At 44.8% G+C, this 13,871-nt stretch carries 8 protein-coding genes; all 8 read left to right on the forward strand.

Features of this window, described 5'->3' with window-relative positions; genetic code table 11:
- Positions 1–3 precede the first annotated feature (3 nt).
- The 8 genes from AB4Z45_RS18725 (at position 4) to AB4Z45_RS18760 (ending at position 13,855) form a co-directional block, all read left to right on the forward strand.
- Positions 4–1,332, forward strand: a complete 1,329-nt coding sequence (locus AB4Z45_RS18725; RefSeq protein WP_339207380.1) for an extracellular solute-binding protein — start codon at positions 4–6, stop codon at positions 1,330–1,332.
- A gap of 345 nt (positions 1,333–1,677) precedes the next feature.
- The gene (locus AB4Z45_RS18730) at positions 1,678–2,550 is read left to right on the forward strand and encodes a carbohydrate ABC transporter permease (protein WP_076269757.1); all 873 of its coding nucleotides are present in this window, start codon (positions 1,678–1,680) and stop codon (positions 2,548–2,550) included.
- Between the two features lie 18 nt (positions 2,551–2,568).
- Entirely contained in the window at positions 2,569–3,450 is an 882-nt protein-coding gene (locus AB4Z45_RS18735) for a carbohydrate ABC transporter permease (protein ID WP_083682329.1), read from the forward strand.
- A gap of 336 nt (positions 3,451–3,786) precedes the next feature.
- Positions 3,787–7,731 (forward strand): S-layer homology domain-containing protein, encoded by a 3,945-nt coding sequence (locus tag AB4Z45_RS18740; protein ID WP_441910783.1) that lies wholly within the window; start codon positions 3,787–3,789, stop codon positions 7,729–7,731.
- Between the two features lie 820 nt (positions 7,732–8,551).
- Positions 8,552–9,667, forward strand: coding sequence for a CobW family GTP-binding protein (locus AB4Z45_RS18745; RefSeq protein WP_441910784.1), 1,116 nt, complete (start codon positions 8,552–8,554; stop codon positions 9,665–9,667).
- Positions 9,668–9,800: 133 nt separating this feature from the next.
- On the forward strand, positions 9,801–10,331 hold the full coding sequence (locus tag AB4Z45_RS18750; RefSeq protein WP_441910786.1) for a hypothetical protein: 531 nt from the start codon (positions 9,801–9,803) through the stop codon (positions 10,329–10,331).
- 307 nt (positions 10,332–10,638) lie between these two features.
- Entirely contained in the window at positions 10,639–13,128 is a 2,490-nt protein-coding gene (locus AB4Z45_RS18755; protein WP_441910788.1) for an EAL domain-containing protein, read from the forward strand.
- A gap of 199 nt (positions 13,129–13,327) precedes the next feature.
- On the forward strand, positions 13,328–13,855 hold the full coding sequence (locus tag AB4Z45_RS18760; protein ID WP_441910790.1) for a sigma-70 family RNA polymerase sigma factor: 528 nt from the start codon (positions 13,328–13,330) through the stop codon (positions 13,853–13,855).
- Positions 13,856–13,871 lie beyond the last annotated feature (16 nt).

The raw sequence follows: 13,871 nt of genomic DNA on the forward strand, positions 1-13,871 counted from the left end.
GACATGAAGAAGACACTAACAATTGCAATTATGGTCACTCTAATGATTTCTATCTTGGCAGCGTGCGGCGGAACAAACAATAACGGCAAAAAAAATGAGGACGGCAGTGAGCCGGCAGCTGAGAAAGTGAAGCTAAGCCTATGGCATAACTTTACCGGTGACGATCTTAGAGCGCAAACGATGCGTTCGATTATTCAGCAGTTCCAGACCGATCATCCGAACATTACGCTCGATATTCAAGCGATCCCGCCAGACGGTTACAAGACGCGTCTAAAAACGGTCGCTGCGGCAGATGAAATGCCGGATGTATTCATTTTATCCAATGGCTCTATGACACAGGAATTTTCAGCAGGCAAACTTATTCAGCCGGTTAATGAGCTGATTGACAGCCACCAAGAATGGAAAGAAGGTTTCATGCCTAATTCCTTCGATGCTTTCACGGTTGATGGCAACATCTATAGCGCACCGATGGGCTTGTCTCCAACATCGATTCTATACTACAACAAAACGATTCTTGAAGAAAACGGCCTTACTGTCCCAAAAACATGGGATGAGCTGTTGAATGCAATTAGCGTGCTGAAAGGCAAAAATATTACGCCAATCGCTCTAGGCAATAAAGCGGCATGGCTCGCACAATCCAGTATTTTCAGCTCATTGGCTGACCGCGTAACAGGTACGGAGTGGTTCTTGAAAGCAGCAAGCCAAGATGGTGCGGCATTTACGGACCCTGAATTTGTACAGGCATTAACTTACATGCAGCAGCTAGGTACAGCAGGTGCATTCCAAGACGGATTTAACGCAATCGACAACACGCAAATGGAGCAAATGTTCGCGCAAGGCAAAGCTGCGATGATGATTGACGGCGGCTGGGCATTGTCGAATCTAGCTTCCAACGCTTCAGAAGATGCACTTAAAGCGATGGGCGCAACGGTTCTTCCATCCATTCCAGGTGGAAAAGGCGATCCTAATTCTCTATCTGGCGTCGTTGGTGTCGGCATGGGTCTAGGCAAGGATGCGATTGGTCCGAAAAAGGATGCAGCATTTGAACTCATCTATGCGATGTCAGGACCAGAAGCGCAAAAACGTACGCTTGAGAGCAATCAGCTTGTCAGCTACAAAGTAGAGCTGGATAAGAGCAAAGTTTCTCCAATCTTTAGCGAAGTATATGAGCTTGTGAACAGTGTGAAGATGACGCCGGTGTATGATGGCAAGCTGACTTCTGCAGGAGCTGAAGCCGTGAACAATGGACTACAGGAGCTGTTGATGGGTGGCAAACCGGAAGACATCGCGAAAAAAATCCAAGAGGCGCAAGCGAAAGCGCTAGGAAAGTAACATAGCTGCTCGGTAGTTAGGTTATTGAGTACAGGGATTCCTGATTGCATGAAGATCGGCAAGCTGAAGTCCTTTACAGCAAGCACAACTGGAAGCTGCGAATAGGATCGCATGCCGAAGCTGTCAGGAAATCCCCGTGCTCTTACTAGCATTACGAAGCAGGCTTGCTGCGCAAACCTTGGCTTTGCTTACGAAGTAGGTTTGCTGCGCAAACCTTAGCTTATGCTTACGAAGTAGGTTTGCTGCGCAAACCTTGGCTTATGCTTACGAAGTAGGTTTGCTGCGCAAACCTTAGCTTATGCTTACGAAGTAGGTTTGCTGCGCAAACCTTTAGGAGGGACGATTATGTCATCATCTTTACGCATCAGAGGCTTTATCGCTATCGGACTTCTTCCGGCGCTTGCGCTTTTCATCTTTTTTGTTATCGTACCGATACTATGGTCATCTTATTATGGCTTTTTTGATTGGAAAGGCATTGGTGAGATGCGGTTTATTGGACTGGACAACTATAAAGAGGTTATTCAAGACCGGTTGTTCTGGCATTCGTTCAAAAACAATCTGCTCATTGTTGCTGCGTCTGTTTTCGGTCAGGTGCCGATTGCATTGGTCTTGTCCTTAGTACTGCTCAAAAACGGCTGGTTCCAAAAGTTTATCCGAGCTTCCATCTTTATGCCAATGGTGCTTTCTTCCGTTGTAGTCGGTATCATCTGGGGATACATTTATCATCCGCAAATTGGTGTACTGAACTTTTTGCTCGACACCTTGGGATTAAGCAGTTGGAAACAGCAGTGGTTGTCTGACCCATCGATATCGATGTATGCCATCATGGTTCCAATCATTTGGCTGAATGTTGGTCCATATCTCATCATGTTTATTGCCGCTTTGCAAAATATTCCGAGTGAGATTGATGATGCCGCTCAGATTGACGGCGCAAAAGGCTCTCGCAAGCTGTTCTCGATCAAGCTTCCGATGATTTGGGATACGATTAAAGTAGCCGTTGTGCTCTGTATATCCGGCAGCCTTAAAGCATTCGATCTTATTTATGTTATGACAGGCGGCGGACCGGCGAATTCGACGGAGCTGCTGGCATCGTACATGTACAATAATACATTTTCGATCTATCGCTTCGGTTATGGCAGTGCAGTATCCACCATGATCATCATCATCAGCTTGGTTCTCGTAGCGGGAAGCCAATATTTAATGAAATCAAAAAAATAATGGAGGGGGACCCACAGTATGACTACGCCATCAATTAGCGCTTCACACTCAGCCTCCTCCGCAAGTTTAGGAACAGGGCTGCGCAAGCTGAGAGGAAGCTTGCAATCCATTGGTCTTACCGTATACGCCTTAGTCACGCTATATCCGCTCATTTGGCTGTTTATTAGCGCTTTTAAAACAAATGAGGAATTTTACTCGCGCCCGTTCGGCCTGCCGGACATTTGGAATTGGAGCAACTTCACTCGTGCTTGGGAAGTTGCAGATATGGGCACTGCGTTCATGAACTCGGCCATTGTTACTTTAACTGCGCTTGTCATTACACTTGTAATGGGTGCATTAAGCGCGTATGTGATATCACGCTTTCAGTTTAGAGGCAAGCTGCTCGTAATGGGCATTTTTATGCTCGGCATGCTCATCCCTATTCACAGCACACTCGTTCCACTGTTCATATTAATGAACAAGATCGATATTTTGAACACTTATGCGGCATTGATTTTGCCTTATACAGCGTTCGAGATGCCGATTGCCATCTTTGTCTGTGTGGCTTATATGAATACCTTTCCGAAAGAAATTGAAGAGGCTGCGATGATTGACGGGTCTGGCTACTGGGGAATTTTCCTTCGTATGATGCTTCCTTTGTCCCTTCCGGCTCTAGCGACAGTTGGTATCCTAGCCTTCTTGAGATATTGGAATGATTTCTCCTTCGCGCTCGTCTTTATTAGTGACCCTGGCTTAAAGACGCTGCCGCTCAGTTTATCCATATTTGCAACAGGTTACTCCACAGACTATAAGCTTACGATGGCAGCGATGGCACTTGCTGTTATTCCAACGATCATTGCTTATCTGGCGTTTCAGGAGCAGGTCATGAAAGGGATGACAGCTGGAGCAGTTAAAGGTTAGTTAGAGGATAGTAAACAAAAAAAAACGGTATCATCCCGCTGGGGAGGATACCGTTTTTTTCTGATTCTATCACTTCTATCACTATATTTAGCAGATGCAGATGATCGTGAATATCTAATGGAGCTTCAAAAAAAGTACGGCGCCATTCGTTTGGGGTTATTGCTTATATGGGATAAATTGACTGCTAGTCGACGCCAAAATGCGCGTGGATACTGGCTTTTTCGACTTTATTTGCGCAAAACTAACTTTAGTTGGTGTTTTTTTAAAAGCCTAGCATTTATGCTAAAGCCCGTATGCAACTATATCTTATTCATGATTTGGGAGTGAACTATTCGTATGGCACAAGGATCAATACTAGTTGGGAAAAAGGTAAAAAGTATTCTTATACGAGTCATGTGTTTCGCATTAATGATTTCATTATTTGGGCCTTTGACGAATGCTTCACAGGTATTTGCGGCGCCAGGCTTTAGTGGCGGAACTGGATCTGTTGATGATCCTTATATCGTTACGACACCTGAGCAGTTAGATAGCGTGCGAAATTATTATTCCAAAAATTTCAAGCTCGGCAGTAATATCGATTTAACGGATTATCTTTCTGAAGGTGAAGGAGGGTACAATGATGGACAGTTTTGGAAGCCCTTCGGTAACTTTTACGGCACCTTCGATGGTGATGGTTATGTGATTACGGGACTGAGAACGAATAGCAACGAAAATTTTGTCGGTTTCTTCGGACAAGTGGCTGCAGGTTCTTTTATAAAAAATATAGGGTTAGAAAATGTGGATATTATAGGTGGAATGTTTACTGGTGGTTTAGTGGGCGGTTTAAGGGGCTCTTCATCAGCAGTGTCGAACAGTTATGTTACAGGCGACGTTAAAGGGACACATTATGTAGGCGGTCTAGTAGGGTACAAAGAAGAAGCAAAAATCCTCAATAGCTATTCCATAACCAATGTTTCAGGCACTTCTCAGTTAGGCGGTTTAGTAGGGCTTGAATATAGAGGTTCGATTACAAACAGTTTTGCTGCAGGTTTTGTCGCAACTGCCTATCCTAGCGGGGGGTTAGTGGGCGGTACTTATGGAGGTGCAGACGCTAGCGTAGACGTTGATAGCTTCTATGATAGAGAGATTTCAAAACAATATGATAATTCAGGAAAAGGAGCACCTCGGTCAACTGCTGAGATGAAAACAGAATCCACATTCACGAATTGGGACTTTAACTCAGAGTGGTTTATAACAGAGGGGAACTATCCTCAACTGCAAGTTTTCTTGGCAGAAACTCCTACAGCGGATGTAGAAGAAGGGGCAGTTGATTGGAAGACAGAGGTGGAGCTTAGCAGTGGGACAATAGGCGCATCCATTTATTATACGACGAACGGCGATGTGCCGACGCTGAGCAGTACACGATACAGCTCACCTATTGTAGTGACGGAAGATATGACGATTAAAGCAATTGCAGTTAAAGGGATGGCATATAAAGAAGTTATGATTCAGAGCTACACAATAATAGGAGCAGCAGAAGCACCAACTACGGGGAAATTATCACCAGGAATAAACGTTGACACCACACGTTTGGACGGTGTTACCGATGAAATGGAGCTCAAACTAAATAATGGGCTTTATATGGCGATTGCAGCGGGTTCTGGTTTTATTGACAATCTAAGCGTACAAGTGGGAGATGTGCTGTCTCTCCGTACAAAAGCAACATCGGATAAACCGGCATCTTCTGCACAAGTATTGACGGTAGGTCTAGCGGACATTAAGCCAAGAAGCACGGTATCCACGCTGACCTCGACAATAGGAACAGTAAGTACTGGCACAACAGCAAATGAAAAGATAACGAACATTCCATATGGAACAACGTTAGCTGAGTTTAAGGAAGCAATTACACCAGCAACCGATGCGACGTTTGAAGTCTATGAGGCGAATGGAATAAACCAAGCGAATTCATTAGAGACAGGCAATAAAGTCATCGTAACAGCGCAAGATAGAACAACGAAGACCATCTACACCGTAACGGTGCAAGCAGGAGCACCAACAGGGAATTTGTCTCAAGGAACAAACGCAGAAACGACGCGTTTGAATGGCGTAACAGATAAGATGGAGTACAAACGCAATAGCGAGAATTACGTTGCGGTTGCAACGGGTACAACTTCTGTTGATAACATAAGCGTACAAGCAGGAGACACGATCTCCGTTCGTACAGCAGCAACATCAGAAAACCTTGCATCTGTTGTACAAGTGTTGACGGTTAGTTCAGCGGACATTAAGCCTAAAAGCACAGTCTCAACGTTGACCTCGACACTGGGAGATGTAAGCACTGACGGAACAGCAGATGAAACGATAACGAATATTCCTTACGGAACAACGTTAGTTGAGTTTATTGATGCGATCACTCCAGCAGAGCATGCCACGTTTGTTGTCTATGAGGCGGACGGAATAAAAGAAGCTGACACATTGGTAACGGGCAACAAGGTCATTGTTACAGCGCAGGATACAACGACGAAGACCACATACATCGTAACGATGCAAGCAGCGCCGCCAGCAGGGAATTTGTCACCAGGAACAAACGTTGGAACAACGCGTTTGAATGGGGTGACAGATAAGATGGAGTACAAATACAATAGCGGAAATGATATTGATTTTGTGACGGCAACTAATTTTGCAGCCATTGCAACGGGTCAGACCTCTGTAGATAACATTAATGTACAAGCAGGAGACACGATCTCCGTTCGTACAGCAGCAACATCAGAAAATCCTGCATCTGCAGTACAAATATTGACGGTTGGATTAGCGGATATTAAGCAAAAAAGCACGGTATCCACATTGACTTCGACAATAGGAACAGTAAGCACAGGTGGAACTGAAGATGAAACAATAACGAACATTCCATATGGAACAACGTTAGCCGCATTTAAGGCAGCTATCACGCCAGCAGCTTATGCTACATTTGAAGTTTATGAGGCGGACGGCGAGAATGAGGCAGAAACTTTAGAGACAGGCATCAAGGTCGTCGTTACAGCGCAGGATAATTCAAGGTATACCGTATATACTGTAACGATGCAAGCTGCACCGCCAACGGGGAATTTATCGCCAGGAACAAACGCTGACACCACGCGTTTAAATGCCGTTACGGATGTTATGGAGTACAAACACAATAATGGGAATTATGTTGCAGTAACAGCTGCAGCTGCTTTTGTTGATAATATTAGCGTACAAGCAGGAGACACGATCTCCGTTCGTACAGCAGCAACATCAGAAAATCCTGCATCTGCAGTACAAATATTGACGGTAGGTATAGCGGACATTAAGCCAAAAAGCACGGTGTCAACGTTGTCCTCGACAATAGGAAGCGTAAGCACTGGCGGTACAACTGATGAAACAATAACGAACATTCCATATGGAACAACGTTAGCCGAGTTTATTGATGCGATCACTCCAGCAGAGCATGCCACGTTTGTTGTCTATGAGGCGGATGGAATAAAAGAAGCTGACACATTGGTAACGGGCAACAAGGTCATTGTTACAGCGCAGGATACAACGACGAAGACCGCTTATACTGTAACAGTGAATGCAGCGCCAGTTGTACCAACACCGACGCCAACAGCGCCAACAGGACCGAGTGTACCGACAGTACCAACACCAACACCGATAGCACCAACGCCAACGCCTGTTGTCAACAAACCTGTTTACAACGACAAAGTGGATAAAGCATTTGTAGCTGAAATGAAAGCAAAGGCTGAAGCAGCAGCTCCAACAGCCTTTAAAGATGTAAAATCAACTTCTTGGAGTTTTGCTGACATTGATTTCGCTGCACGGGCTGGGATTGTAAAAGGGTATGCAGGCGATAAATTCCGTGGTGAAGCGAAAGTAACACGCGGTGAGTTTGCTCAAATGCTCGTAAATGCACTTGGATTCACAGCTAAAGGAACGCAAGAGCTGACGGATGCTAAGGGTCACTTTGCGGAGAAAGCAATTAGGGCCTTAATGGAAAACGGCATTATGACAGGATATGCAGATGGCAGCTTCGATCCCAATCGTGAAATTACAAGAGCTGAAATTGCAGCACTATTAGCAAGGCTGCTGGATATTTCCCTTTTGAGTACAGAAGCGAAATTCCAGGATATCACTGCGAATTGGGCAGAAGATCAAATTAACGCACTAGCTAACGCTGGGATTATTAACGGTAAGAGTGGACAAAAATTCGAGCCTAAAGCCAATGCTACTAGAGAAGAAGCCGTTGTGTTGATCGTTCGTCTTCTGAAGATGGTACCTACTAATTAAGCGGCATAAGTGAATTTAATAGTAGAACTTCAAAAAGTAGTTCAATGTAGAGTTTGTCTCAAAATAGATAAATTCGCAGTAGAGATAGTTCGATAACAATATTGAAAAGATGGGGTCACAGCGAGATGGGGTCACAGAGATTAATTTCTGTGACGCCATTTTTTTATTTTTTGTCTGTTGATGCACTCTTTAGCAAAAGACGGGCTGGCGAATTTTGGCGTAGGGTTGAGGCGGGAAGTGAAGCAATAAGCACGCATAAGTTCTTACAGCGAGAGTAAAGGCTAGGTTTGTAGTCTGTAAGCACAGATATGCGCTTATTGAGCTGCTGAGGCGTAGGATCGAGGCGGGAAATGATGCAATAAGTACGCATATGTTCTTACAGCGTGTGAAACGGCAAGGTCTGTTGTCTGTAAGCGCGTGCGAAACGGCAAGGTTTGTGGTCTGTAAGCGCATATGTGCGCTTATTGAGCTGCTGAGGCGTAGGATCGAGGCGGGAAATGATGCAATAAGCACGCATATGTTCTTACAGCGTGCGAAACGGCAAGGTTTGTGGTCTGTAAGCGCATATATGCGCTTATTGAGCTGCTGAGGCGTAGGATCGAGGCGGGAAATGATGCAATAAGCACGCATATGTTCTTACAGCGTGCCAAACGGCAAGGTTTGTGGTCTGTAAGCGCATATGTGCGCTTATTGATTTTAGGATACCTCTTTTTTGCTAAATTGGAGCCCTGCTTATGAAAAGATGAATGAACGTAACAATTACGATATAATAGAAATATTCATATGCGTTTAAAAATTTGTCCATACAGGAGAACTTACAATGACGAATAGAGAGAAACACATACCGGTTCATTTATTGTCTGGTTTTCTTGGAAGCGGGAAGACGACGCTGCTGAGAAGATTGTTGGATTATTACACCGCGCAGGGATTGAAGCCGGCGGTCATTATGAACGAGCTGGGCGATATTAACCTTGATGGTCAGCTTGTAGGGGATGAAGTGCCGATGGCTGAGATGCTAAGCGGCTGTATCTGCTGCACGATGCGGGGCGATTTGGGGATGGAGATCAGCATGCTCATTGACGAGCATAAGCCTGATGTCATCTTCATTGAATCGACTGGTGCTGCCAATCCGATGGAGACGTTGGATGGGATAACCGAGGCAGCGATGTATAAGGAAATCGATCTACGCAGTGTTATCACGATTGTTGATGGCCCTGAGCTGCTCGCGCGGAGCCGCGACGGGAAGGGTCGCACGTTCAAGCTGATGCTGGAGCAAATAAAATGTGCTACGATTTTGCTGTTGAATAAGGCGGACAAGCTGGAGCCGGATCAGCTAGTTGAAGCGCAGCAGCAGCTGCGGGAATTAAATGCCCATGCTCAAATTATAGCAACGGTGCGCTGCGCAATTGACGATTGGAGCTGGCTTGAAACAGCTGGAAATACGGATCTCCAAGCACCTGTGCATGCTAGTGATGAAGCGTTAGACATACAAGAGCGCGCATCAGCCGCGCATGGTCATAGCCATGACAGCCAAGAATGCTCAGTAGCTGGCTGCACTTATGACCACGGCGATGGCGTTCACTCCCATGATGATGACCTTAGCAGCCAGAACCACAGCAGCCATCATCATTCGCATGACCATGTTATGGTTGTGACGCATTATTGGCGCGGCCCAGTGAGCAGTGAAGCCTTTGAATCTCTGCTGCAAAAGCTTCCAGCTAACATTTACCGCGCAAAAGGGATTGTGACGTTCACGGATGCGCCTAGCAGGTTCCTGTTCCAATATGCGTATAAGGAATCTGATTTTATGAGAATCGAGCCGCAAGGACATGTAAACGATGTTGCGGTATTTATCGGAGAGCATTTTTCCAAAGAATGGCTGCAAAATGAGCTGGAACTGCTTGAGCAGCACTTGAACATAGAGACGCAGGGATAATCAACTTGCTGTAGGGATATGTCGAAAATTGCCATTATCATGTCTATTCCAGTGATTGCTTGGGCAAAATAATGCTGACGAGGCATGACCATTGTCTCTGCAACACGAATGTAATAGAAAGGTGTGGCAACAAATGATTAGAAAATGGTTTATTCCTATGGTGGCGCTGCTTGTACTGTTTTCAGTCGCTCCCGTATGGGCAGCGAAGTCGGTTACGGCTTTGCCGGATGCTTCGCTAGTGGTTCTGCACCCTAAAGAGTCTGATATGGACAAAGAGCATAAGCATTACAAAGGCAAAATGACCCGCAAAGATTTTGAGGCTTACCGTCTGGAGAAGCTGAAGGAAATAGCGACCTATTTTGGTATTAAAGCCGATGGCAAGTCAGTGGACCAGCTGAAGAAGGAAGTCGAGGCTGCGAAGCTTGCCAATAAAGATAAATGGGAAGCTTTTAAAGCTGAGCATCAAGCGAAGCGGCTGGAGCATTTGCGTGAGATTGCGAAGGAGCACGGCATTAAGACAGAAGGCAAGACGTCGGAGCAGCTGCGCGAAGAGCTTTATAAGCTGCATGGCGGTAAAGGCAAACGTCCCCATCGCTTAGAGGATCATGACCGCAGCAATGAGGATAACGATGTTAAAGAGAAGAACAAACAAAATCAAGTGTAAGCCAGCTATCCCATTGCCTCCTCTGCCATAGACAGAGGGGGCTTTTTTTCGTCAGGAAATCATGGATTTAAATTAAAAGTGTTGGACTTTTTTACTAGATATCATACAAATATGAATAGATGCGATAGACCCTTGTTGTTTCGGAAAATAAAGAAAAAAAGTGGTTTTTTGTCGAATTATATAGTGTTATTATCCTATTTTTATCATTGTGTTTGGGTCAAAATGTCAAGTATACTAGAACCGTATCATAATTTGACATTTTACGTCGTTTTTTGCTTTCTCCGACAACAAGGGGCTGATAGATCGGATGAGAAAGATTAGACTAAGCATCGCTCAAAAATTAATATTTTCCATAGGCCTGCTAGTTATTCTTTCATTTGGTCTATTGGTAACCGCTCACCTCATCAAGCTTTATCATTCCAACCTGCGCGAAAGCGAGCTTCTTGCACAGACGGAATCCATGGCCTACATAAATCCTTTCACTAAAACGATGGATCAAACGATGATGATGCTGGAAACGCTTGAAGTAACCATGACTCAAATGGGCAAAAACCAGATGCAAAATCGTGAATACATAGTCGAGCTATTGAGGCAAATGCTTATCAAGCATCCTGATCTATTAGGCGTTTATACGTTATGGGAGCCTAATGCCTATGACGGGAAAGATGTTTTTTACAAAAATAAAAACAGCTATGACGATGCTACGGGGCGCTTTATTCCCTATGTCGTTCGCAAGGACCAGTCCATACAACTGCTGGCGATTGAAAATTATGAGGATAAAGAGAAAGGGAGCTTCTATCAAACGCCTAAACTTACGAAATCCTTTTCACTCATAGAGCCATATTCCTATGATGTTGATGGCAAATCAATAATGATGATATCGCTTGTGCTGCCTCTATTGAATGAGCAAAATGAGTTTTTAGGTATAGTAGGAGCAGATATTTCACTTGAATCGATGCAGAAACAGATTGAAGCTTTCCGGCCGCTAGGAGGATACTCCACGATTATTACGACGGATAACCAATATTTGGCTAACGGCAAGTACCCTGAGCTTGTAAACACACCGTATCGGTTATGGTCTAATAAGGCTGAGCTTGAGGCGATGAAAGGGACGGACTCAAGGATTGCCTACACAAGAGACTCAAAAGACAAGGAGACCGTACTGCGATTGCTTCATCCGATTCTTGTTCACAATGTGCTATGGCATATTGAAACGATCATTCCAAAAAAGAACATGCTGACTAATTACTACAAAAGCCTTTGGGAATCGATGCTGATCACAGGTATTGCGTTGTTTTTAATGGCGATTGCCATGGTGCTGCTTGTTAGGAAAATCATCTTAGTTAATATTTATAAAGTAATACAAGCAACATCGGCTGTCGCAATTGGAGGAGAAGAACAGCAGTTAACCATTCATACGAATGATGAGTTTGAATATATGGCTAACCATTTTAATCATATGCTCGTCCAGCGCAAGGAAGCGGAGAATCTAATTGAATACCAATCGACACATGATTTAATGACAGGACTTCCTAATCGTTATGCTTATCATCGCTATATGGAAGGGGTATCAGCTGAGCAGAGCAGTATGCAGGGCCATATTGCTTTGCTTTTCATTGACCTTGATCGGTTCAAAATGATAAACGATATGCTTGATCATAAGATGAGTGACCAATTGCTCCAGAAAATGGCGCATCGAATTATGATTACCGTCGGCAGTTCGGGGAAAGTATTCCGCTTCGGGGGGGACGAGTATATCGTGCTGCTAGAGCAAGTTACTTTTCTCCATGCAGCGATGCATAAAGCAGAGGAAGTTTTGTCGGCTATTTCACAGCCAATAGGGCTTGAGGATCGGATGTTTTATATTACAGCAAGCATTGGAATGAGCATTCATCATGAATGGACGCCTGCGACTGCAGACCAGCTGGTGAAGGAAGCGGATATTGCGATGTATGTGGCGAAGAAAGAGCGAAATACTTGCAAACTCTATTCTCCTACAATTAATGATGTAACGAAGAAGGAGCTTATTCTTGAGAGCAGCATGTCCAAAGCGCTGGAGCTGGGCCAATTTATGCTTTATTACCAGCCCAAGGTTGATTTAGCTACTGGCTCTATATATGGGGCGGAAGCATTAATTAGATGGAATCACCCGGAGCTTGGCATGGTGTCACCGCTTGATTTCATCCCGATTGCAGAGAAAACCGGCTTTATTATTTCGCTTGGTGAATGGGTGCTGTTTACTGCCTGCCAGCAAATTAAAGAATGGGAGCGCATGGGGCTGCAGCAGATCTCAATCAGTGTAAATATGTCGATGATCCAATTCCAGCAGAAACAAATCGTCCATACGATTGAAAGAATCATTTCGGATGCAGGGATTCGGCCTCATCAAATTGAGCTGGAAATTACAGAGTCGATTTTTATGGATAATGCGGCTCACACGCTTAACATACTGCATGAGCTTCAGCAGCTTGGCGTCAAGCTGTCGCTTGATGATTTTGGAACGGGGTATTCGTCGCTCAGCTACTTGCAAAATATTCCGCTGCACACGTTGAAGATCGACAAATCCTTTATAAGCGGCATCGTAAACGATTATAAGAAACAAATGATATTTAAATCGGTCGTCGTCATCGCTCACAATTTAAATTTAAAGGTTGTGACTGAAGGAGTAGAGACAGAGGAAGAGCTGCGGATTATTAACGACCACCACTGCGATGCTGCTCAAGGATATATTTATAGCCCTCCTGTTGCGGCACCGAGATTTGTACAGCTGTATATGGAACATAATAAGGAAGCCTGATGGATATTCCGTCTCCCGTCAAACGTGGAGGCGTTTTTTAATTAGTCCAGTTTTATTTTCGTATAACCGTTACGTCTTGGGCTTATCGATAAATATGACATTTGTTTGGTAAAATATTGTTGAGCGATAGGTGTTACAAAATGATCGAAGGCATCGTCTTCTTTATAGCTTGAGCAAAAAAAGTAAGGAGGTAAACGGAATGGAACATTCGGCGCCGGATTTGTTTCGTCAACAGTTTAATACTCATTATCCTTCGGTTAGACGAAAGCTTGTCGCACTTATACGCGATGAAGCAGCTGCGGAGGATCTTGCCCAGGAAACATTTCTAAGGCTTTACCGGAATCCACCGGATCAGCCTGAAGCAATAGGAGGCTGGCTTCATCGCGTATTAACGAGGCTGGCTTATGATTATATGGATAAAAAAGCACGAGAGCGTGCTCTAACGCAAAAGCAAGAACAAAGCATACTCGCACAGCCGCAAGCGGTTCAGTCGAATGAACAGCAGTTGATTGATAAGGACGAGCAGGAACGGGTTAGAGGCTGGTTAGATACGCTGCCCGAACGGGACAAAAAAATGCTTCTGCTCCGATATGAAGGATACAGCTATGCGGAAATCGCAGAGCAGCTCCAGCTGCGGCAGCCGCAGGTAGGTACGATGCTGCGCAGAGCCGGGGCTAGGCTGAAGCGCCATGCGCAGAAGGCAGAAGGAGCTTTGACTCATGAATGAAGTGCGATCGTCAGCG

Source organism: Paenibacillus sp. MCAF9 (assembly GCF_052114265.1).
In the GTDB taxonomy this organism is placed as follows: Bacteria; Bacillota; Bacilli; order Paenibacillales; family Paenibacillaceae; genus Pristimantibacillus.